The organism is Vibrio tetraodonis, from assembly GCF_003350295.1.
Taxonomy (GTDB): domain Bacteria; phylum Pseudomonadota; class Gammaproteobacteria; order Enterobacterales; family Vibrionaceae; genus Vibrio; species Vibrio tetraodonis.
On record NZ_QLYY01000005.1, the window covers coordinates 430,615 to 454,678 of the forward strand.

The following is a 24,064-nucleotide window of genomic DNA, read 5'->3' on the forward strand; positions in this document are numbered from 1 at the left end:
CTTTGAAAACAGGATGTTTGTATGAGCCTTACAATTCGAAGCCGCCTTTATATATTGGCACTGGTCCCATTGCTTGTAATAGCTTTAGGCATGCTTGGCTTTACTTATGTAAAAACTAACGAGCTCAATGCTCAACAAATCGAAGTTACCAGAAGCAATATGATGCACATGAAGAAGGAAGAGCTTAAGCACTATCTTCAAATGGCACAGTCCGCTGTTCAGCCTTTGATTGACAAAGGGGCAAGTCTCGAAGAAGCCTTCCCAACGCTCAGAGCACTCAAATACGGCAAAACAGGTTATATGTTTGGCTACAACTCCAAGGGTATTAGGCAAATACAAGGCAGTAGCATGGGCGGGGTAGGTGATAGTTACTGGGATTTACAGGATAAGAAAGGTAACTATTTAGTGCGAGATTTAATACGGAATTCAAAAACCGGTGACTTTACAACATACTACTTTCCTAAACCCGGCGAAACAGTAGCACTTCCAAAATTGGCATACTCTATCTATATACCCGAATGGGATCTTATGCTGGGCACGGGTTTTTATACCGATGACATCGATGAAATCGTCGCTGAAATGGAAAACACCACAACCGAAGCCTTACAAGAAACCTTATCCGCAATCATAGTGTTCTGTATCATTATCGCAGTCATTGTTGCTGTCTTTTCCGTTGGGGTCAATCGTACCATCCTCAAACCGCTCGAACTTTTTGACGCATCAATCAGCTCATTCGCCAGCGGGGATGCTGACCTTACAGCGCGGATGGAAGATTTCAAAGCACCAGAATTTTCGCAGCTAAGCAAAAATTTCAATGCGTTTGTTGAAAGCCTGCAAACCATCATTCGAAGTGTGAGTGAAGTCGGTCAACAAGTAGTATCCGAGACCACAAATATGTCTGGACGCGCGGGCAAGGTGGATGAAATTGCTTCAGGACAACGCTCAGAGACCGAACAAGTTGCTACAGCAATGACCCAAATGACAACCACAGCGTCAGAAATATCGAATAACGCCAGCCAAGCAGCTGACTCAGCTAAAGAAGCTGATGACAATGCTAAAGATGCGCAAAATATCGTCAATTCGGCAGCCAAATCAGTTGAAGCGCTTGCAGAAGAAGTATCTCAAGCCAATGGCGTCATCTCTCGATTAGAAGGTGATGTTCAGAATATCTCCTCATCTTTGGAAGTGATCCAGGATATTGCTGAGCAAACAAACCTACTGGCACTAAACGCCGCAATAGAAGCAGCTCGGGCGGGCGAGCAGGGTCGTGGCTTCGCTGTGGTTGCTGACGAAGTTCGTAAATTGGCCAGCCGCACACAAGACAGTACAGGTGAAATTCATAAAATGATCGAACAGCTCAAATCCGCTTCCGATGACGCAGTTAAGGCGATGGAATCAAGCCAAAAACGTGGCGCGAGCACGGTAGAAGAAGCGAATGCGGCGGCCAAAGCTCTGATCCAAATTCAAGAATCGATTGGCACTATTATGGATATGAACTCGCTTATTGCTACGGCAACAGAAGAGCAAAGCATAGTGGGTCAAGAGATCTCTGAACGCATTGTGGTTATCTCAGACCAAAGCTCTCAATCGGCTGATCTAGCCAATGAAAATAAAGCAGGTAGCCAAGCGCTTAACCATAGAGCCAATGAGCTTTACGACTTGGTCGGTCGATTTAAAGTCTAGGCACAGCCAAGGCCTGTGAAAGCAGGCCCTATATTTTCTCCCTTTTCCACGACTCACCCTCCCTTAGCACGTCCACAACAGTTCATAGAGTAAAGACTCTGATTATTGAAGTGCGTCTCAATAAAAAAGTGGCCTCATATTTAGATTTCACACATTTCCATAAATCACACGCAAACTTATTGATAAAACAGCACAATTAAAAGTCCCAATTTTTCCATGTGTGTAATTTGTGCGTAACTTGTAGATAGGTTCTTTAAGAGCCGAAAAATGTTAAACGCTTGATGTTTGTGGTAGGTCATGTTCAACAATATTTTTTATTATCCAAAGGAAAATAACATGCATAAAAATATTATAAGTTGTTGTATCGCCTCTGCTCTTTCAGTTATGTCTGGCTTGGCGCTTGCACAACAAGGCGAGGTGAAATCGGTCTTAGCTGAAGGTCAAAATCTTGCACCTTTACTCACAGTCGAAGATGAGAAGGGCATAAAAAATAAATATATCGTCGTGCTCAAAAAACCAGAAATGTTGCTTGAGGGCTCGCAAGCTTTTGTAGAGTTTACTCAGCAAACTGTAACTGGATTGGCTAGTCAACACTCGCTTAAAACAGAGAGAATATACGATCATGTTTTGAGTGGTTTTTCTGCCACTCTGACGAAGGAGCAACTCAAAGCACTTCGTGAAGATCCACAAGTGGCTTATATTGAGCAGGACAGAATCGTAACTATCGATCCTGTATTGTCCGACGAAGGCACCCAAACCAATGCTATTTGGGGCTTGGATCGTATTGACCAACGTAACTTACCGCTTAGCGGCAGTTATACATACAACTATGACGGTACGGGTGTCACGGCTTACGTTATCGACACTGGTGTAGAAAACAATCATAGCGAGTTTGGTGGCCGTTCAACTTCAGGCTACGATTTTGTTGACAACGATAATGATAGTTCCGACTGTCACGGACACGGAACTCATGTAGCGGGCACTATTGCTGGTAGCCAATATGGTGTAGCAAAGAATGCCAATATTGTTGGTGTCAGAGTACTCAGCTGTCGCGGTTCTGGTTCTAACTCAGGGGTAATAGGAGGTGTAAACTGGGTTGCAGCCAATGCTTCTGGCCCTTCGGTGGCCAACATGAGCTTAGGCGGCGGCGTATCTAGCTCACTAGATAGTGCAGTAGCGAGTGCTGTTCAATCTGGAATCACTTTTGTATTGGCAGCAGGAAACTCAAACGCTGATGCTTGTAACTCTTCACCAGCTCGTGAGCAGAGTGCGGTAACTGTCGGCTCAAGCACAAGCAGTGATAGCCGCTCAAGCTTCTCGAATTGGGGAAGCTGTGTAGATGTTTTTGCTCCGGGCTCAAGCATTAAATCAGCATGGATAGGTGGTGGCTACAGGACAATAAGTGGTACTTCTATGGCAGCGCCCCATATGGCAGGTGTAACCGCTCTTTATCTGCATGAAAACAATGCATTATCACCTTCACAAGTATCTAACCTTATCAGCACACGTGCAACATCAGGTAAAATATCTGACACTCGTGGTACAGTTAACAAGCTCGCGTACAGCCTCAGTGGCAGCGCCTGTGAACCAGATTGTGATAATCCAACGCCAACTCCTGATGGTGAACTGACCAATGGAACCCCTGTCAGCAATATCAGCGCGAGCCGTGGGGCACAGAAACAGTACTATATTGATGTGCCTGCAGGCCGTTCGCTCAGTGTAACAACGACTGGTGGCTCTGGTGATGCAGATCTATATGTACGCTTTGGCGCACAACCAACAACTGGCACTTGGGACTGTCGCCCTTATCGCTCAGGTAATAATGAGGTTTGCACCATTTCAAATACACAAAATGGTCGCTACCACATAATGCTTAATGCCTACAGCACATACAATGGAGTTACTCTGAACGCGAGTTATTAACTCATAACATCTAGTCGAGGCATAATACCAGTCGACCTTAGTTGACTGGTATTTTATCCTATAAATAACACACCTGATTAATACTGAGATTAAACGCCCTCAACTCTACCTTTCATTAAGCTGTCTACATCACTATCAGCAAAACAAGTTAATTACTTTTATTCGATGTTAGAAAATATCGACCATCATTCATATACTTAAAATTGACAATAGATTGCTTGGTATTATCTCATCCGCCAAGGAAAAGCTCGTAACAGTGCTAAATTGGAGGTCTCTTGATTACTTTCATGCTCAATCAAGAAGTCAAACAAGAACATCATATTTCACCCAATATGACGGTGCTTCAATACTTAAGATCACATATTTACAAGACAGGTACCAAAGAGGGCTGTGCATCTGGAGACTGTGGTGCTTGCACCGCAGTTTTGGCTGAAGTCAAACACGGTCAACTCCAATATCGTTCAATTAACACTTGTATTACATTCGTATCCTCATTACATGGAAAGCAACTCATTACCGTTGAAGATTTACGTCAAGGCGATCAGTTACATCCTGTTCAGCAAGCCATGGTTGAGTATCACGGATCTCAGTGTGGATATTGCACCCCTGGTTTTATCATGTCGATGTTTGCACTTGTCAAAAACAGACCCAGCGCTAACAAACAAGAAATCATAGAATCTCTGGCCGGAAACTTGTGTCGCTGTACAGGCTACAGAAGCATACTCGATGCAGCGCTTTCTCTTGAGTCTAACCATCCCTTAGTCGATCATTTTTTTGCCAGCGAGAAGAATACCATTTCGCAACTCAAGAGACTAAACCAAGAATCCGCATCACTAACATATGGTGAACTCAAAGCCTACCTGCCACGCACCATGAAAGAACTTGCCAAAATTTACAGTGTAAACCCCTCTGCCAAGTTGGTTGCAGGAGGCACCGACCTCGCTCTCGAGGTTACTCAACAACATAAAAAAATTGAAACTCTTATTTGCTTACACCTAGTCGAAGATATGAAAGTATGCTTTGAAAAAGAAGGCATGCTTCACATTGGTGCCAACACCAATATCACTGATGCAGCGCAAGCACTTGTGAGGCTGTTTCCTGACTTTAGGGAACTGTTACATCGATTCGCCTCTCCGCAAATACGTAACTTGGGTACATTGGGTGGTAACATTGCTAATGCATCACCTATTGGTGATATTGCCCCGCTCTTCATCGCGCTAAATGCCAAGCTAAAGCTGCGTTGTGGCAATAAAACTCGTACTTTACCTCTCGAAGACTTCTTTGTTCGTTATAAAATAACAGCACAACAAAAAAGCGAGTTCATTGAGCAGATCCAAATACCCAAACTTAGAAAGCCGGATTTTTTTCACGCCTACAAACTTTCTAAACGTCTGGATGATGACATCTCTGCAGTCTGTGGCGCTTTCAATATCGAAGTAAACGATAGCAAAGTCGTCAGCGCTCGAGTTGCTTTTGGTGGAATGGCTGAAATTCCCAAACGGGCCACTCAATGCGAAAGAGCCCTCATTGGTAATATATGGAGTCAAGAGACGATTGACTCCGCGATGGCTTCATTAAGCAAAGATTTCAAGCCAGTGAGCGATTTTCGAGCCAGTAAGGAATATCGTTCAACCACTGCGGCAAACATGCTTCAACGACTATTTATCGAATATAACTATCTCAGCAGTCAAATTGAAACACGAGTGACCACCTATGTCTAAATTACACAAAAAAACGCTCAAAACTGGCGTGGGTAAAAGTGTCGAGCACGACAGTGCTGCCAAACAGGTAACGGGCGAGGCCACTTATGTTGATGACCGACTTGAGTATCCCAATCAGCTGCATGTGTATATAGGGACAAGCACACAAGCCCACGCAAAAATCACAAAACTAGATACTTCTTCTTGCTATAATTTCGCAGGCGTCGCATGCGTGATTACACAGCAAGATATTCCAGGAGACATAGACATAGGCGCGATTTTACCCGGAGACCCTTTACTTGCGAACGGTGAAGTCCAATATTATGGTCAACCCATTTTTGCAGTCGCCGCAAATTCAATCGATACGGCGAGAGAAGCAGCACAAGCCGTTATTATTGAGTATCAACCTCTTCCACCTCAGCTCGACGTTAAACAAGCACTAAAACAAAAGCAGTTTGTCAGCGAAAGCCATCAGCAGACAAGGGGAAATCTACAACGCGCCTTTAAGCGTGCCAAACACATCATCGAAGGTGAGCTTGAAATTGGTGGTCAAGAACATTTTTATCTTGAAACACAAGTAAGCAGCGCGATACCTACTGAAGATGGCGGGATGCAAGTCTTCTCATCAACCCAAAATCCAACAGAAGTGCAGCATAAAGTCGCTCAGGTTCTCAATTTACCAATCAACAAGGTGGTGATTGAAATACGCAGGATGGGTGGCGGCTTTGGTGGAAAAGAAACACAAGCGGCGATACCTGCGTGCATTGCCGCTGTAATTGCCAATCTCACTCAACGACCAACCAAACTGCGTCTTCCTCGCATGGAAGATATGATAATCACTGGAAAAAGGCACCCTTTCTATAATCAGTATAAGGTGGGATTCAATGATGAGGGCATAATAGAAGGTGTCGACATTGTTGTTTCAGGTGACTGTGGGTACTCGCCAGATTTATCCAGTTCAATTGTCGACCGCGCGATGTTTCACTCAGATAATGCTTATTATCTCGGTGCTGCAAGTGTTACAGGGCACAGATGTATGACGAACAAGGCCTCCAATACCGCCTTTCGAGGCTTTGGTGGGCCCCAGGGAATGATGACAATAGAACACATCATGGATGAAATTGCCCATTACCTGAAAAAAGATCCCCTAGACATCCGCAAAGCTAACTATTACGGTGGCCAAGGCCGAAATATCACCCATTATCATCAAAAAATTGAAGATAATTGCCTAACAAGTATCACCAATAAGCTAGTTAGAGATTGTAAATATCAAGCTCGCCGCAAGTCTATTAATCAATACAACAAACAAAGCCCGATTCTTAAAAAAGGACTCGCCATTACACCAGTAAAGTTTGGTATTTCCTTTACGGCTAAATTTTTAAATCAAGCTGGTGCTCTTATCCATATATACACTGACGGCAGTATTCATCTTAACCATGGTGGTACTGAGATGGGGCAAGGCCTCAATACAAAAGTAGCGCAGATTGTCGCAGAAGAGTTTCAGGTTGAAATAGAACGCATTCAAATTACAGCCACAAATACCGACAAGGTTCCAAATACCTCTCCTACTGCGGCATCTTCAGGTACTGATCTCAACGGAAAAGCCGCGCAAAATGCGGCAAAGACGATAAAGCAGCGACTGATTAAGTTTGCCTCAAAGCACTTTAAGGTAATGACGAAAGAGGTGGTATTTAAACATGGTCACGTCATGGCTGGTAAAAAGCAGATGACATTTGATGCCTTAGTTCAATTGGCCTATTTCAACCAGATCTCACTGTCGAGCACAGGCTTTTATCGCACGCCAAAAATCCACTATGACCATGACAGAGCGCGTGGTCGTCCTTTCTATTATTATGCTTATGGCGCAGCATGCTCGGAAGTAATTATTGATACCTTGACTGGCGAATACAAACTACTGCGAGTGGACATTCTGCATGATGTTGGAGCATCGCTGAACCCAGCAATAGACATAGGACAAATTGAAGGTGGCTTTATTCAAGGCGTTGGCTGGCTTACTACCGAAGAATTATGCTGGGATGGGCAAGGACGTTTAACAACAAACGGACCTGCAAGTTACAAAATTCCTGCCATCTCTGATATGCCATTGGAGTTTAATACGCAATTACTTCAAAACCACGCCAACTCAGAAGACACCGTCTATCATTCAAAAGCGGTCGGCGAGCCTCCTTTTATGCTTGCTATTTCTGTATGGAGCGCATTAAGAAATGCCATTACTTATGCTGTACCTAAAGGGCCAGCGCCACAATTAAATACCCCGGCAACGCCTGAGCGGGTGTTAATGGCGATTCACAGTGCAAAAAATGCCAGTGCCTGAGGCCTTAAATAGGTAATCAGCTAAGGAGAAAACCATGTACAGCGACAATTGGATTCAGGAATTAGCTAAACTAGAACAAAATCAACAACCTTGTGTAATGGTAACTGTACTAGAAACAACAGGTTCTGTACCAAGAAATGCGGGAACCAAAATGCTGATTACCGAAGATAGATTGATCGCAACCATTGGAGGTGGCCACCTTGAACACTTGGCAACACAGATCGCGCGCGACATGCTCTCTTTTGGCCAAACATCTCCGAAAATAGAGCGGTTTAATCTTGGTGCCAAATTAGGCCAATGCTGTGGGGGCGTGGCAACCTTAAGTTTTGAGCCGGTCGGCTGTCACTCAAACTCTTTGGTCATTTTTGGTGCGGGTCATGTCTCCCAAGCACTTATACATGTTGTGTCAACACTCCCATTCCATATCACTTGGATTGACCAGCGTAGTGACATCTTTCCTGACTTGGTCCCAAGTAATGTGACAAAGGTTGTCTCTGATGACCCTGTTCTTGAAGTCCGCGACCAAGCTTCCCAAAGCTACTATCTAGTCATGACACACAACCATCAGCTCGATTTCGATCTGACAAAAGCTATCTTGGACCGAGCTGACAGCCTATACCTTGGCGTCATCGGTTCAAAATCGAAACGAAAACGATTCCATATGCGCTTAGCTCAGCGAGGATACTCAAAGCAACAAATCCATTCTCTTACCTGCCCGATTGGCATAAGTGAGATCAGCGGTAAACACCCTGCCGAAATAGCTGTGTCTGTTGCTGGAGAGCTGATAACGCACTACCAAGGCAGTGCTAAACATCTGCAAGTCACTGAACAAAATGAGAAAAGTGGCAGTTCAGCACAAGATAAAATCGCCTAATTACCGACTGCAGCCAAGAAAGGAAGTCTATATGGCAAGTCAACGCAAAGCATATCGCGCCAGCATCCTGCATTGTATCGCCGATCCCAAAGACGTCGGTCTCGACAATTGTTATGAGTTTTTTGAAGATGGTCTTATCGTCATTGAAGATGGATACATAGTCGATATTGGCGAGTCAAATAAACTAATGAAAACGCTGCCAAAGAAAATTCTCACCCAAGAGTATGAGAATAAACTTATTACCTCAGGATTTATCGACACTCATATTCATTATCCTCAAATTGGGATTATCGCTTCCTATGGTGAACAGTTACTCGATTGGTTAGAAAACTACACCTTTCCAGAAGAAATGCGTTTTAGCGATCCTCAATACGCTAGAGATATGGCCAACTTATTTTTCCAACAGATGATGAGTAACGGAACCACGACAGCCTTAGTTTTTGGTACCGTACACAAACAATCTGTTGATATTTTTTTCGAAGAGGCACATAAGCGCCGCCTACGAATGATCGCGGGAAAAGTGCTCATGGACCAAAATGCTCCCCCAGAGCTAACCGATACTCCGGAGTCGGCTTATCAAGACTCAAAAGCATTAATTGAAAAATGGCACAACAAAGACAGACTTCTCTATGCAGTTACACCTCGTTTTGCCCCCACCAGCAGTCCACAGCAACTTAAAATGGCGGGTAAACTGTTAAAAGAATTCCCTGACGTTTATATGCATACGCACCTGTCTGAAAACCTTAAAGAGATTGATTGGGTTAAAGCGCTTTTCCCTGAACGCTCTGGCTATCTTGATGTGTATGATCATTATGGGCTTTTGCATAAGCGTTCTGTCTTTGCTCATGGTGTTCACCTATCGGATCATGAATGCCAGCGCCTGGCACAAACTCATTCATCGGTTGCGTTTTGCCCAACTTCAAACCTTTTTCTCGGTTCAGGCTTATTCAACCTTTCCAAGTTAGAAAGTCATCAAATCCGAGTCGGTATGGGGACCGACGTAGGCGCAGGCACCAGCTTCTCTCTATTACAAACCATGAATGAAGCATACAAAATCATGCAGCTTCAGCAAGAGAAACTGCATCCACTAAAGTCACTCTATCTGGCAACGCTAGGAGGAGCAAAAGCGCTGCATCTAGAAGATAAAATAGGCAACCTCCAAGTAGGTAAAGAAGCGGACTTTGTTGTGCTCGATTTACAGTCGACGTCGTTGTTTGCGATGAGAATGAAGCAAGCCAAAACGCTAGAAGAGCGATTATTTGTACTTATGATGCTTGGCGATGAACGCAACATACATCAAACCTACATTATGGGAGAAAAAGCCTTTCAACCAGGCTCGATAGGCGATTAATAAAGTTAGACGAAAACTCCAAAATAAGACGCATAATAAGAATTCAGTCAGTTTCAATGTATTCAATTCTGATAAGCATCTATAAAACAATAACTTAACTTTTAGTAATTGACGGCATAAAATTTGCTAAATACTTGATACTGGGGGTATTTTATTATGTCTGAAAATATTAGATTACTGAATCCTCAACAAGTTGCAAATTTTGATGTTGAGTATATAGACAAGTCGTTATTTCGACTCGTATGTAGTGTGATTGACCAAAACGTGCACTATCCACACCAAGCTCACTTTCTCGATGTAGGCGGGGGAAACGGCTTATATGCTGACAAACTCATTGCCCAATATCCGGGTTGTTCTGTCGACATTGTTGAACCTGACTCACATATGAACACCAAAAACAAACCCAATGACCATAAAGTCTTAGTCAATAGCGTCTATCAGGAGTTCAAGGGATTACAAGATTACGATATGATCCAGTTTAACTGGGTACTGCACCACTTTATTGCCCATTCTTATGCAGAAACCCACGCTCTGCAACTAGAAGGGCTGAAATCAGCCTACAATATGCTAGGATCTGAGGGCATAGTGATCATCTTTGAAAACTTCTATGAAGGGAAAGAGCATACCAATTCGCCGGGCAAGCTAATATACCAGTTAACCTCATCTAAATTACTCAAGCCTGTTACTTCTGCGCTCGGTGCTAACACAGCAGGAGTGGGTGTCTGCTTCAACTCTGAACTACACTGGCGAGAGCAATTAATAAAAGCAGGTTTCAATAGCGTATTTTCAGCACACTGTTATGATTTTGGTAACTTAAACCCATTCAAGAAACGAATACTTGGCATCGAAAATCAGCGTGTCGGTATGTTAGTGGGTATAAAAACGCGCTAAGCGAATGGTCGAAAGAAGCTTACCTCCGATTATGGGCATGCTTATCGAGTATGCCCTTTAACCACTCCAGTTTAAAAGGCTTACTAAGAACATTACTGAACCCTTGTTCCAAGTATTGCTCCACATCACTATCAAACGTGTTAGCAGTTAGGGCAATAACTGGTGTATTTGGCGCAAGGCCTTCAGACTTGATTCGCTTTAAAGCTTCTAGGCCGTCCATAACAGGCATCTGAATATCCATAAAGATGATGTCGAAGCTTTGCTGACGCAATACATCGAGACATTCTTGCCCATTGTTGACCGTTGTTGTTTCTGCGCTCAATGTCGACAACATTTTTTCTGCCACTATTTGATTCATACGAATATCTTCCACTAGCATGGCTGAGATCTTTCTTTGCTCAGGCTGTGCTTTAGCCTTAGAAGTGGGCACTGATAATGTCACTTCCTCTTGTAAATGATCTATCAAATTTAATAAATCATAAGGCTTACTTAGCAGTCTCGTGTTATCTAACAAAGGCATAGGTGTGTTCAGATGACCATAGACCAATATAGAATCAGGCTTGGTTTCAGCGAATTGATTAAGTTGATCACCCAATTGCTCTCCATTGCTAAGGTAATACAATAATGTCGAGCCTTGCGGATCATAAAGACCCAAGGCGTCTAGTTCTCGAATTATCAATGAGCGTACATCTTGGTGACTGGAAATAACTTGTACCGATTTCTTTTCCCATAGCGGGCTCAACAAAGGCTTTTCTTCCACTATCTGTGTAGGTATGTTGACGACAAATTCGCTGCCTTGTCCGAGTTCACTGCTTACTTGTATTCTACCGCCAAACATAGAGACTAAAGATTGACAGATGGATAACCCAAGCCCCGTTCCTCCATACTTTCTTGTGATCGATTCATCAGCTTGAGTAAATTCTTGAAACACTTTGTCAAGCTGCTCCTGGGTCATCCCTATACCACTATCTTTCACACAAATGTTGAGTTGAGTTTGGTCCTCTTGCTTCACAATAGAGATAGATAAATCAACAAATCCCTTCTCAGTGAACTTAAGGGCGTTGTAGCCTAAATTATTGATGATTTGAACAAGCTTGGTTTTATCTGAGCGAATTTTATAATTGCTTGTCAACCCTGTGCTATAAAAGACCTCTACTTCATGCTGCTTATCAAAATTCACAAACACGGTTTTTGATACATCGATAAGCTCACTGATATAGAAATCATCATAAGAGATTGCCGAACGACCTTTTTCTATTTTGCTCAAGCCCAGAACATTGTTGATAAGCTTTAGAAGATGTTCACCCGAGCTATTGATCATAGAGATAAAATGGCGTGTCTGTTCATCTAATGACTGATAATACTCCTTTTGACTCAGGCCAATAATCGCATTGAGAGGAGTACGCATTTCATGTGACATATTGGCCAAGAAACGTGCTTTGGCACTTGCACTTTGCTCCGCATTTTTTTTGGCTTCCTCCATGATTTTCGTTTTACTTTCCAAATCCTTACCCAAACGTATTTGGTTCAAGTACATCCAGGAAATCACACCAATCATTAACATTGAACACAAAAGGATAATACCCAAATAAACATACTGCTTGTTATAAAATGACTCCTTAAAATCAAGGAACTCCGCCTGCCTCTGCTGAACACTGTTCACAAATCCCGCCAGATAGGCATTCAACCGCTTGTAGGATTTATCAAACAAACCGTTGACTGTCTGAGCGCTTTGTATATCACCTAAAGTGAGCCTGTCTATGCCATCGAAAGCTTTAGCAATTTGGTCATTGATCTGCTTGAGTTCATTGACGTCTCCATAATCAGAATGCAAATCAAGGGTTCTTTCTGCGAGTAAATCATGATAGATACTTGCTCGAAACACTTTGGATTTGAACTTGAGCTGTGCCAGATGTTTTTTGTCCCGATGAGTGGTATAAGTAAGGATGGCTGCCTTTACAGTTAGCAACTTAGTTTTTGCGGTAATATTGTTGTTAATGATGGTGACATAGGGCTCTGGCGTCACCTCTTTTATTTTTGATACTGAGAAAAAAACGTAAACAATGACGAGTACCAACATAAGACATAGTGCAGCAATAATAGCAACGAAATGCCTACCTCTTTCCCAGAAATTCTCGCTCATGTAAGCTACTCGATGATCAAGTCGCGCACCTGCCAAACTGACAATGCGTAGTACAGATCCTTATCTAACTCAGGATGTTCTACAAACGGAAAAACGATGAAAAAAGGCCCTTTTCCATCAATGGTCATCTTAATCCCATCTTCATGAGTGGCAAGAAGGACGCCATACTTTCGGATATCTGCTATTGGGATAGTAGCCACATAGTCATCCCAAGCCACCACTTTAAGTGATGACCCTTTGGCCCCGACATAATCAAGCAAAGCACTCAATTTAGGCCCTTTGTATTCGAGCGCTTTTGCAACAACATGGTTGTGAGTAGTGATGGTCCCCTGCTCTAGCTGTTTGATCATTTTACTATCAAATTCAACTCCATCCGCGCTATTGGACTCAGTGATCTTGCCAGATACCCAGAGTATTGGCTCTCCTTCTGGGGCTGGCAGGGCTGAAACCACATTGGCAAACAGCAACCCAATACTCATCAAACTGACAACAACGGCTTGGCGCATAGTAACCTCTCAGAAATGATACAGGTTTTATTTTCAAGACTTATGACTTTGTCTTTCAGTATAGACGAAGATGAGACCATGCTTAGCGAGTCTGCTTGATTCAACTGATTGATGCGAAATACAAAATATCGCATCCCACGACGACGTCTCAATCTAACTTACTCCTTCTCAGGCCTCTCTTGCGCCGCCCAGGCTCCGATCAGAGCACGTTCTTCATCGGTCATTTGCGTAGTATTACCCGGTGGCATCACCTCACTCTGAACCGACTGAATGATGATAGAGGGGAGGTGACGTACAATGTCTTGTGGGGTATCAAACATCACACCCGCAGGTGCGGTAGAAAATAAGAGGTTGGAAGGCTCGGTAGAATGACAAACCGTGCAACGCAGCCGAATGACATCATTGACCTCCTCAAAGCTAATAAGTCCCCTTTTCACATCATCCACGCTCGCCATAGCGACATCATGAGTTTTCTGCTGGGCGTTACCTGTACTTTTATAGGGTGAAGAGACAAAGGCAAGTATAATCATTCCCAGTGCAGCTGCAGGGATGAGCCAAACAAACTTCTGACTGAGATGACGAGTATTAAAATAATGACGCAGCATAATACCCACAACAGATAAACCGGCCAAAATAGCCCAGTTAAAACTTGAGCCATAAGTACTAGGAAAGTGATTACTGATCATAATAAATAGGACAGGAAGTGTCATGTAGTTGTTGTGCCTAGAACGAAGTAACGCTTTTGCAGGCAATGCGGGATCAGGTGGTCGCTGCTCTTGTATTGCTTGCACCAAATCACGCTGAGCAGGCATGATAACCCGAAAGACGTTACCAACCATAATGGTGCCTATCATGGCGCCAATATGAATATAGGCCCCGCGGCCACTAAAAACTTGAACCATTCCATAACTAGCGGTCATAATGAAGGTAAACAGCACCAATGCCAATACTACAGGGTAGTTTCTCAGCGCCGAGTCACTAAGCGCGTCATAGACGAACCATCCCACAAAAAGTGATAGGATACCGAGTGCCACAGAAACAGGGGCAGAGAGCATAGAATCAGCAGCCATGAGGTAGAGCTCAGCATTCAAATAGTAGATAACACATAAAAGCAGCATGCCCGTTATCCACGTAAAATAGGCCTCCCATTTAAACCAGTGCAAGCGCTCTGGCATGTTGTTCGGGGCAAGCTGATATTTTTCAAGATGGTAGATACCGCCACCATGAATAGCCCATAAATCGCCCGCTAATCCTTGTTTGGGATTAACGCGATTAAGATTATTTTCCAACCAAACAAAATAGAAAGAGGCTCCAATCCAAGCAATACCGACCACCATATGAGCCCAGCGAATTGCTAAATTCAGCCACTCTGTGATGTGAGGATCCATAGTGAGCTCCTGTTTAACGCCAGCTTAATCCTAATAAAGTGGAAGAAGGGATCGATTCTTTGTGCAACTCAACCACACCGCCATCACATGCTTTAGTCTCACAATTCTCCCCAACCCCATCTCGATCAATAACCAGTAATTGATCCCGTTCCACCAATGCGAGTAAAGGGAAGTGCCAAACGCCTTTGAAATAGTTCACCCCTTGACGACCGTTGGTAACAAATGCCCTAATTTTAGAAGACTTTGGGCTATCACCTTTTGGTGCAACAACGATTAAAAACGGGTTTCCTAGCAGTGGGATAAAAGCCTGCGATCCAAGTGGATGACGCTCGAGTGAATCAATTATTAGTGGAAAGCTTGGGATATGTGCTCTGAAGATACTGATAATGGCCTCCCCACCTTCATCCTGCACATCTGCTGTCGCAAGCTTATGGAAGCGGTGCGCACGGCCATTATTGATACTGGTGTACTGGCGGTTATCGATCTCAATCACTTCACCAAAGGCAGCAAACTCATGGGGTGTGAGCGTCTCAACAATTAACCGTCTTGATTTAATCACCATCGCCTTACCACCTTTACGCCTTAGTACCAAATAAACGTAAGCGGCTGATGCCTCCATCCGGAAAAATATTTAATCGTACGTGAGTCACAGGCCCCAAACCCACGACTTCTGCGGTAAATTCATGAATATCATCGGCGTTGAGTTTTTGAGGAGGTAATAACTCAGACCAAAGCGCGCTTTGACTTATCAATGCCTCGCCTGTCTCATCTTCAACATAAGCAGCTTGAATCGAGCAGTAATCGGGAAAGTTCCCCTTAAAGTGCCCTGTATCCACCACTACACACTCGATATTTCCGGCGTGTCCCAACTCGACAAGTACCCAATCATTACCCGGCGTTCTTCTGCGAGCCGTTTCCCAACCATCTCCCATATTTTCGCCTCGCCCAACTCCCAAAATATTGGATTTATTGCCGTAATGTTGGTCGCTGCATGCCAATGCGCGGCCACCATTTTCAACCGCTGCAAGATCAACCCTTTGTCTGTGATCCAAACCTTGCCAATCGACACTGGGGCGGCCATAAACTCGTAAACGAGCTACACCACCATCAGGATAAATATTGAGACGTAAGTGAGTATATACTTCGTCGGTATCGATTTTCTCTATGTGATGACTATTACCATATAACGTCATTTTAGGTAGGATTTCTTGCCATTGAGTTAGCGCACACGGATCGCCATCAGGCCAATAGCAGGCATCAATTGATGCTGCAGGCGGAAAGTTTCCGGTAAAAAAAGAGGTATCGATATCTACGCCTGCAACCACTCCAATTAAGCCAAGGCGCACAATACAAAAATCATGGCCTTCTTCACGTTTACGGCGACTTTCCCAGCCATCCATCCATTTTCCATTTTCATCATAAACGCCTTCTCTCCATTTAGGGTCATCCCGCCGTATCAAACGACTTTTATCGGCAAAGAAATCATCCGTGGCATAAATCACCTGAGCGCCCAGCTTCTCATCAGCAAGGTTAATATAATGTTCAACGTCTAATGACATGGCGGTACCCTCACCAATCTACTAGCACATCAGTGCTTGTTTACCAGAGTTCAGAAAGTGGCTCATTTACATATCTCGTAAACGAAATAGCGCAATCTTATTCACTTCTTCAAGAGCTAGAGCAAATTCAAACTCAGGTTCATTATCAATTCTGGTTTTAAAGCCATCGATAATTTGTGCTTTATTCGCCCCCCTCACAGCCATAATGAAGGGAAAATTAAAGCGGCTTTTGTATCTATCATTTAACTCAGTAAATAACTTAAACTCCTCCAAAGTACATTGGCTAAGTCCAGCCCCTGCTTGCTCTTTGTGAGAAGAATGACTCAACTGCTTCTCTATTGCAGCCCGTCCTGCTAAATCTGGATGGGCACAAATAACACCAAGCTGCTTATTTCTATCAGCTTGAATTAGTACTTGGGCCATGCGTTGGTGTAAGAACTCAATGTCATCGTCTTTTTCGCTTAGCCCTTGTCGGTAAGAAGATTCCGCAATCCAAGGGCTGTGCTCATACACCTCACCAAACTGATCAACAAATTCATTCAAGGACATGCTTGAAGGCGTACATGAACTAAAGTGGGTCATCTTAGTTCTCTCCCACGCAATATGGATGGTGCTGATGCCAATGCCGAGCAATATCAATCCGCCGACATACCCATACTTTTTCCTTTGCTTGGACATAATCTAAAAAGCGTTTTAGCGCTGCAATTCGCCCAGGACGGCCAATCAAACGACAGTGCAAACCGACAGACATCATTTTGGGCGCCAACGCTCCTTCATCATATAAAACATCGAAACTGTCTTTTAAATACTGGAAGAACTGCTCACCACTATTAAAACCTTGTGTGGTGGCAAAACGCATGTCGTTGACATCCAAGGTGTAAGGAATAACTAATTGAGACCGCCCTGCTTGTGTTTGCCAATACGGCAAATCATCATCATACGCATCAGAGTGGTATAAAAAACCGCCTTCTTCTGCAACCAAGCGGCGAGTATTGGGGCTGGCCCTGCCAGTATACCAACCCAGCGGACGAGTGCCCGTCACTTGTTCGATAATACGTATCGCTTTGGCCATATGCTCTCGTTCGAGCGCTTCTTCCATATGCTGGTAGTCAATCCAGCGATAGCCATGACTACATAGTTCATGCCCTGCTTTTACCATTGCTCTGGCCACATCAGGGTGACGTTCTATCGCCATGGCAACCGCAAAAACTGTCAAGGGAAAGGAATATTGCTCAAACAAACGCAAAACACGCCATACGCCAGCGCGACTGCCATATGCGTAGATAGACTCCATACTCATATGCCGAGCACTTGGAATGGGCATAGCAGCGGGAATTTCAGATAAGAAGGATTCGGATTCATCATCGCCATGCAAGAGGCAACGTTCGCCTCCTTCTTCATAATTGAGCACAAATGACAGTGCAACACGTGCACCATCCGGCCACTTAGGATGAGGCGGATTGGCGCCATAGCCAATCAAGTCTCTGTCGTAGGCCTCATCCATACCAGCTCCTTGGCATTAAGTTATCAAAACACTCAGTAACTCTATAAATTTAGCCTATACAAAAAAATATGAGATAGAAGAGCACCTTGTGACTTTGTAGTAGCAAGCGTTCGACTTCTCTTAAAATAATTCGGTACTTTCTCAAATTCAAAACAGACTAATGACAACTTTAACATTAGAATGCCAGATCTTTATGGATAAATAGCGAGACTGAAGCAAGCGCTTATTTATCCCCTAAACACCTAGAATTCGAAGGAAGTAGGTCATTGTTATGAAGCAGTTAACAACCCTATTGGTACTTTGCGTTAGCACGCTCTCTCATAATCCAGCATCTGCTTGGAACACAGAGTCATCTGCGAGAGATGCAAACAACAGTAAAACAAGGTTGTTTTCTGATTATGCTTCGTTCTATACCCAAGCACAGACACGCTTAGAAGCCATCATTGATACCGAACAACTTTCTACTTCAGACAAAATTCGCCAGTTTTCTTCTGTATTTATCGATGTTCCCTACGCTGCTAATCGGATGATTGGTGATCAAAATACCGATGAACAGTTAGTGATCAAGCTAGGTGAGCTCGATTGCTTTACCTACCTTGATTACGTGGAAGCCTTGCGAAAATCAGAGCAGCTAGATGACTTCAAAGATAATCTTATCCAGACCCGATACATTAACGGTAAAGTAGACTATAGAACCCGACGTCACTTTTTCTCAGACTGGGTAAGTGAAGAGGCCTATAACGCAATTGATATCACTGCTGAGTTATCTAACTTTTTTATCATGGTCACAAAAAACCTCAACCAAAAGGAAAATGGAGGCCTGTTTCTGGCTGGCTTACCCATAAAAAGGCGCGACATCACCTACATACCCAGTGACAAGGTGGATGAAGACGTCATAAAGAATATGCGAGATGGCGATTATGTTGGCACCTACTCTAATATCGAAGGGCTTGATGTAACTCATACTGGCATTTTTATTCAAACGGATAACGGCCCTGTCTATCGTAACGCGTCTTCCAAACGAACCAACAATCGCGTGGTAGATACCCCTTTCCTAGAATATGTCAAAACTATACCCGGTATTGTGGTCTATCGAGCGGTAGATTAATCACCTAACACAGAATTTTTGCGCACTAGTCACTTTGAGCTCGATGAATGTGGTCTAAACTAAACCAATATGCATCAGGTAGCTTAAAATGAATAGAACAGTGTTGTTGGTTGACGACGAAGTCAATATTTTGAATTCGTTCAAGCGCAACCTCAGAAACCATATCGATATTGAACTAGCAAACAGCGGAAAAGAAGCATTACAACTTATTAGCAATAAACAATACGCTGTTATTGTTTCTGATATGAAAATGCCCGAAATGAGTGGATTAGAGCTTTTGAAGGCAGTAAAAGAAAGCTCCCCTGAAACTGTTCGCATGATGTTTACTGGCAATTCAGATCAAAAAACGGCTGCAGATGCGGTTAACCATGCGGATGTCTTTAAGTTCATCAATAAACCTTGCTCATCGGAAGACTTACTTATTTACATTAACGCGGGGCTTCGGCAATACGATCTGCTTATCGCGGAGCGAGTACTGCTAAACAAAACCCTTAAGGGAGTTATTAATGTGTTGAGTGAAGTCATGTCTATCGCTGTCCCCGACATTACTGATAACACACATAGAGTGCAATTTCATATGCTTAATCTTGCCAAAGCAATCAAGCTGAAAAAGCACTGGAGCTTCGAGCCAATCATAAAACTTTCTCAGCTTGGTTACATTATCTTCCCTGAAACCACGCTAAAAAACATAAAGAGTGGAAAACTAGTTTCAGAACAAGACAAACAATTGTTCGAGCAGCACCCTTCACTAGCATACGATCTATTAAAACAGATCCCCAGAATGGACTCTATTGCCAAAACACTACTTTACCAACAAAAATGTTTTAATGGTGAGGGTATACCAAACGACGGCGTCAAAGGAAAAGAGATTCCTCTAGGCGCAAGAATGCTCAAAATAGTCTGTGACTTCTGCTCGCTTGAAAGAAGCGGGTTTACCAGCTCAGAAACACTTCGTGCATTAGACGAACAAGCTGATTTTTACGACCCTGATTTACTGAAAGCCTTCAAAGTATCACTGGTTGAAACCAATAAACTCATGTCTGTGGATGTTCGCAGCCTCAATCCCAGCATGGTTATTGAACAAGAGATCACAACCGAGCGCGGTCAACTGGTCGCCAAAAAAGGCCAACGTGTCACCCATACCCTGATGAAGATCATTCATCACTGTATCGAAAACAAAGCCATATCTGGCGAAGTTCGAGTCTCAATGTTAGAAACAGAAAAGATAGAGAAAACACAAGATACAAACCGTATTTAGAGGCCGTTTTATAATATCACGACCGCGTTAGTTCTTATTTAATCACCAGGCAAAGAGAGTAACATGATGACCGAGTTTTGGCGTTTTCAGTCGATCAACCCCGCTTACTATACCGAGATTAGTGCTCAATTTAACGTGTATTTAGTCTTGTTATCTATTTTTGTCTCGAGCCTAGCGGCGTATACCAGCTTAATTATACTTAAACGCATCTGGTATTCAGACTCTTTTAAAGTGGCCACTCTGTGGAAATTTTTTGGCGCAGTGGTGTATGGGCTAGGCGTTTGGGCAATGCATTTTACTGGTATGCTGGCCTACATGATCCCCATGCCGATGGAGTACAGCTTGCCTATAACACTCGCTTCTCTCCTTCCCCCTATTGTGGGTGCTCTAATCGCATTCCACATTCTACAATCACGAACGTTCTCGCTACCAAATATGCTGTTGAGTGCACTGAGTTTAGCCCTCGGCATTGGCTGCATGCACTTTCTAGGTATGGAAGCAATGCAAACCAATGCCGTAATGGTATACGATTTTACTCTATTTATTACTTCTCTGATCGTTGCTTTTGGTTTTGCATTGGTCGCCATATCGCTTATCAGGACTCAGTACAGCAGCAAGATTAAGTCGCAGTATCGAAGCTTTGTGGATCGAACTTTCACTTCAATGATTATGGGCGTCGCGATAGCTGGGATGCATTACACCGCTATGTTAGCGGTTCGGTTTTACGTTAAAAACCCCGATATCGAGCACTCCGCACACATTATGGGTGACTCACATGTCATTGCCTTTGCTGTGACTATGTTTATCGTGCTTATTTTTGTCGCCACTATTTTTACTTCGATGATCGATAGCCGACTGCAATCGGCCGAGTCTTCAGTGCAAGCAAGCATCAAAAGAGAAAGACAAATTATCAACAGCTTAGCCGACGGTCTTATCATCATAAATGGTGAAAATAGAGTCGAGAGCATCAATAAAATGGGCATAAAAATGTTTGGCTATGAAGGCGATGATATCAAGGGTCTGTCTATTGAGAGCCTGATGCCTTCTTTTGACAAACAATCGGTGGAAGAAACGGCGGCATTGGAGCATAGACTAAGGAGTGGGCTTGTCTTTAAAGGGAAAAGAAAAGACCATAGGCTGTTTCCAATCGAAGTCAGTTTATCTGAGCTTGATGGTGTCAATGAAGAGACTAAGTACTTCAGCTGTATTGTCAGAGACATCACTGACAGATTGGAACAAGAGAAAGCTATTAGGCAATCCCAGAAACTCGAATCTATGGGACAGCTTGCCGCCGGTATCGCTCATGAGATAAATACGCCAACACAGTATGTGGCAGATAATACCAACTTTTTGAAAAGCTCCTTTGAAGCCGTCTTAGATATCGTCAACGAACTCAAACAAAGCCATCAATCGCAATCAACACCACAACCAAACGTGCCAGATTTTTCAGACGTTTTACAAAAACACGATTTTGACTTTATCGCTGAAGAAATACCACTTGCTATCGACCAGTCTTTAGAAGGGCTCGACAGAATCAGTAAAATTGTTCGCGCGATGAAATCCTTCACACATTCTGGCCACGGCGAAGTACAGCAAGTCGATATAACCGAAGCCATTGAATCAACGATTACAATCGCGAGAAGCGAATGGCGCTATGTCGCCAATGTGGAAACTGACTTTAGTCCATGCACTCCTAAAATTCCGTGTCGAAGAGATGAATTCAACCAAGTTATTCTCAATTTTATCATCAATGCTGCACATGCCATTGAAGAGAAATTTAAAGGACAAGATGGACAATTAGGGACAATAAAAGTGAGTGTCTTTCCTGAAAGAACATATCTTGTTATTGAAATAGCAGACAACGGCACAGGCATTCCCGAAGATATTGTCGATAAAATTTTTGATCCCTTTTTCACAACTAAAGATGTAGGAAAAGGCACTGGGCAAGGGTTGAATCTCGCATACTCATGTATTGTTGAGCACCATAAAGGCATTATTCATACCCAAACCAAGGTTGGAGAAGGAACAAGGTTTACGATTAAGTTGCCAATTTCGGCGCCAAAAGCTCAAATAAAGAAGGAGCATCGTGATGAAGATCCTGTTAGTTGACGATGAAGAGATGATCCTTCGAGGTCTAAAAAGAGCGTTATTTGCCAATAAATGGTCGATATTTATAGCAACCAGTGGGCAAGAGGCGCTGCAAATACTCGAAAGCCAAGCCATAGACATAGTTATCTCAGATATCCTCATGCCTAAAATGAATGGAGCTCAACTACTTGAGAAAGTGAGTAAGAAGTATCCCAGTGTGATTCGCGCGTCGCTTTCAGGGTACTCTGATGGTGACCTCACCATAAGAGGGGGTTTTTTTTCCCACCTTGCATTTACCAAGCCTTGCGATCCCAAGACACTAGAAAGAGAAATCAACCGAATCTCTATGCTACTAGAAGTGTTTCCAGATAATATCATCCAAAATGCTATTAGCAGCATTAACTCACTGCCAACCTATCCGGCTAACTTCTATCAAATGAAACGAATCCTCGAATGCGATCAACCATCCCTTGACGATTTAGCCGATACCCTGATACAAGACCCAGCATTGAGCGCAAAGATAATACAAATTTCTAACAATGCAATGTTTCACTGTGGTAAGGACACTGTTTGCCTCAAAGAAGCAGTAACAAGACTTGGTATACAAGCCATATCAAATATTTTAGATATGATGGAAGCTCATTCTATTTCCAATAACTCTCCAAGTGCACAGCTGCAAGAACTTCAAGCCAACAGTTATAAAGTGGCTTCGCTGGCTGCAAAAATGGTCCCAGATGACGAAAAAGACTTCACTTATCTTGCTGGCCTTTTACATAGAATTGGAGAATATGTGCGACTCAAGATCACGCCTGATTTGATGCGCGCTTTGCTCGATCCCAAAACAAAGGGTAGAGACAAATCACATATTGAAACTCACATCTTTAAAACCGACTCTTATCAACTTGCTGTTTATCTCCTGAGCTATTGGGGTTTTCCACAAAAAATGCTCGATGCCATTTCATTGCAAAATACTCCCCAGCAACTTTTTGATCTCCCCTTTGGCGCTGCAAGCGCAATCTATTTTGCTCGTAGTATCATTAATAACCAACCGATTGATAACCAGCTAGTTACACATTTAGGGCTAGAAACAAAATTAGAAGCTTGGTTACAAGAAGCAATTTAAAGATGTTTGTTTGGAAGTTTTCTATTCGGAGGGTTAAGTTCCAAGTACCACTGATTTCTTGAAGTGAGGCCCCTATCTAGTCAGAGACCTATGTTGTTTATTTTAAAAGTGATTAACGTTTTATTTGGCATTGATAAATTTTTCAGCATTTGCAAATAACCTGTCACAAACCTTTTTTTGTTTGGCATATTCTGGAGTTCCTTCACTCATTGTATCCAGAAGGTCTTTGGCCTTGTTATATTCCGCCACCATAGCGGAAAATCGTTCTTCGAAGTTATTTTTCCGTATTCTTGCATTTGATTTTTTTATTGGTTTTCGCATATTTACCTCACAGATCCCACAACTTTTTCTGTTCACGTTCCAGTAGGATGTCTTCGATTTTTTTTCTTATTTTATGAATACTTTCTTTGCGATCATCGTTGATGTTATCTTCAACATTGATGGTTTTTAATTTACGACCTGTTGGTTTTTTCAACGTCTAGTCTCCTTTGCACGATGAAATAGTAAAATTTCCCAAGACCATACCCTGTGAATTTTTTATTTCACCCGTATTTTCGGACTCACAAAATGAAAAATTCAGATTAAAGAAGTTCGCATTTGCTTTGGGGAGAATATGACGTTGCAACACGT

General features: G+C 43.0%; 20 protein-coding genes. 11 read left to right on the top strand and 9 right to left on the bottom strand.

Going from position 1 to position 24,064, the window contains the following annotated elements:
- Positions 1–21 precede the first annotated feature (21 nt).
- The 7 genes from DPF90_RS02155 to DPF90_RS02185 all read left to right on the top strand — a co-directional run bounded on the left by DPF90_RS02155 (position 22) and on the right by DPF90_RS02185 (position 10,757).
- On the top strand, positions 22–1,683 hold the full coding sequence (locus DPF90_RS02155; protein WP_114784182.1) for a methyl-accepting chemotaxis protein: 1,662 nt from the start codon (positions 22–24) through the stop codon (positions 1,681–1,683).
- Between the two features lie 336 nt (positions 1,684–2,019).
- On the top strand, positions 2,020–3,606 hold the full coding sequence (locus DPF90_RS02160) for a S8 family peptidase (RefSeq protein WP_114784184.1): 1,587 nt from the start codon (positions 2,020–2,022) through the stop codon (positions 3,604–3,606).
- Positions 3,607–3,893: 287 nt separating this feature from the next.
- Complete coding sequence (xdhA, locus tag DPF90_RS02165; RefSeq protein ID WP_205395149.1) at positions 3,894–5,327, top strand: xanthine dehydrogenase small subunit; 1,434 nt, start codon at positions 3,894–3,896, stop codon at positions 5,325–5,327.
- The gene (gene xdhB, locus DPF90_RS02170; RefSeq protein WP_114784188.1) at positions 5,320–7,641 is read left to right on the top strand and encodes a xanthine dehydrogenase molybdopterin binding subunit; all 2,322 of its coding nucleotides are present in this window, start codon (positions 5,320–5,322) and stop codon (positions 7,639–7,641) included. The genes xdhA and xdhB overlap by 8 nt, the downstream gene beginning before the upstream one ends.
- Positions 7,642–7,675: 34 nt before the next feature.
- On the top strand, positions 7,676–8,515 hold the full coding sequence (gene xdhC, locus DPF90_RS02175; protein ID WP_114784190.1) for a xanthine dehydrogenase accessory protein XdhC: 840 nt from the start codon (positions 7,676–7,678) through the stop codon (positions 8,513–8,515).
- A 31-nt stretch (positions 8,516–8,546) separates the two neighbouring features.
- Positions 8,547–9,866, top strand: coding sequence for a guanine deaminase (gene guaD, locus DPF90_RS02180; RefSeq protein ID WP_114784192.1), 1,320 nt, complete (start codon positions 8,547–8,549; stop codon positions 9,864–9,866).
- A 156-nt stretch (positions 9,867–10,022) separates the two neighbouring features.
- On the top strand, positions 10,023–10,757 hold the full coding sequence (locus DPF90_RS02185) for a class I SAM-dependent methyltransferase (protein WP_114784194.1): 735 nt from the start codon (positions 10,023–10,025) through the stop codon (positions 10,755–10,757).
- 19 nt (positions 10,758–10,776) lie between these two features.
- On the opposite strand, the gene DPF90_RS02190 is transcribed toward DPF90_RS02185, so the two are convergent.
- From DPF90_RS02190 to puuE, 7 genes are all read right to left on the bottom strand, one after another.
- Positions 10,777–12,900 carry an ATP-binding protein gene (locus DPF90_RS02190; protein ID WP_114784196.1) on the bottom strand — a complete coding sequence of 708 codons (2,124 nt, stop codon included), beginning with the start codon at positions 12,898–12,900 and terminating at the stop codon, positions 10,777–10,779.
- 5 nt (positions 12,901–12,905) lie between these two features.
- Entirely contained in the window at positions 12,906–13,406 is a 501-nt protein-coding gene (locus tag DPF90_RS02195; protein WP_114784198.1) for a putative pterin-binding protein, read from the bottom strand.
- Between the two features lie 158 nt (positions 13,407–13,564).
- Positions 13,565–14,794, bottom strand: coding sequence for a urate hydroxylase PuuD (locus DPF90_RS02200; protein WP_114784200.1), 1,230 nt, complete (start codon positions 14,792–14,794; stop codon positions 13,565–13,567).
- Between the two features lie 13 nt (positions 14,795–14,807).
- Positions 14,808–15,356 (bottom strand): ureidoglycolate lyase, encoded by a 549-nt coding sequence (locus DPF90_RS02205; protein ID WP_114784202.1) that lies wholly within the window; start codon positions 15,354–15,356, stop codon positions 14,808–14,810.
- A gap of 13 nt (positions 15,357–15,369) precedes the next feature.
- Entirely contained in the window at positions 15,370–16,353 is a 984-nt protein-coding gene (alc, locus tag DPF90_RS02210) for an allantoicase (RefSeq protein WP_114784204.1), read from the bottom strand.
- A gap of 66 nt (positions 16,354–16,419) precedes the next feature.
- Positions 16,420–16,935: a 2-oxo-4-hydroxy-4-carboxy-5-ureidoimidazoline decarboxylase gene (uraD, locus tag DPF90_RS02215; RefSeq protein ID WP_114784206.1), complete on the bottom strand. Its 516-nt coding sequence runs from the start codon at positions 16,933–16,935 to the stop codon at positions 16,420–16,422.
- 1 nt (position 16,936) lies between these two features.
- A complete protein-coding gene (gene puuE, locus DPF90_RS02220; RefSeq protein WP_114784208.1) occupies positions 16,937–17,857 on the bottom strand; it encodes an allantoinase PuuE in 921 nt (306 codons plus the stop codon).
- Between the two features lie 271 nt (positions 17,858–18,128).
- Here puuE and DPF90_RS02225 point away from each other — a divergent pair, with 271 nt between their 5' ends.
- The 4 genes from DPF90_RS02225 to DPF90_RS02240 all read left to right on the top strand — a co-directional run bounded on the left by DPF90_RS02225 (position 18,129) and on the right by DPF90_RS02240 (position 23,434).
- On the top strand, positions 18,129–18,965 hold the full coding sequence (locus tag DPF90_RS02225; RefSeq protein ID WP_114784210.1) for a DUF1460 domain-containing protein: 837 nt from the start codon (positions 18,129–18,131) through the stop codon (positions 18,963–18,965).
- Between the two features lie 88 nt (positions 18,966–19,053).
- Positions 19,054–20,223 (top strand): HD domain-containing phosphohydrolase, encoded by a 1,170-nt coding sequence (locus tag DPF90_RS02230; protein WP_114784212.1) that lies wholly within the window; start codon positions 19,054–19,056, stop codon positions 20,221–20,223.
- Between the two features lie 63 nt (positions 20,224–20,286).
- Positions 20,287–22,332: an MHYT domain-containing protein gene (locus DPF90_RS02235; RefSeq protein ID WP_240314442.1), complete on the top strand. Its 2,046-nt coding sequence runs from the start codon at positions 20,287–20,289 to the stop codon at positions 22,330–22,332.
- Positions 22,313–23,434 (top strand): HDOD domain-containing protein, encoded by a 1,122-nt coding sequence (locus tag DPF90_RS02240; protein ID WP_114784214.1) that lies wholly within the window; start codon positions 22,313–22,315, stop codon positions 23,432–23,434. Before DPF90_RS02235 ends, DPF90_RS02240 begins: the two co-directional genes overlap by 20 nt.
- Positions 23,435–23,554: 120 nt before the next feature.
- On the opposite strand, the gene DPF90_RS02245 is transcribed toward DPF90_RS02240, so the two are convergent.
- Both DPF90_RS02245 and DPF90_RS20320 read right to left on the bottom strand, forming a co-directional pair.
- Positions 23,555–23,755, bottom strand: coding sequence for a hypothetical protein (locus DPF90_RS02245; protein ID WP_114784216.1), 201 nt, complete (start codon positions 23,753–23,755; stop codon positions 23,555–23,557).
- Positions 23,756–23,762: 7 nt separating this feature from the next.
- Positions 23,763–23,909 carry a hypothetical protein gene (locus DPF90_RS20320; RefSeq protein ID WP_172971877.1) on the bottom strand — a complete coding sequence of 49 codons (147 nt, stop codon included), beginning with the start codon at positions 23,907–23,909 and terminating at the stop codon, positions 23,763–23,765.
- Positions 23,910–24,064: the final 155 nt, after the last annotated feature.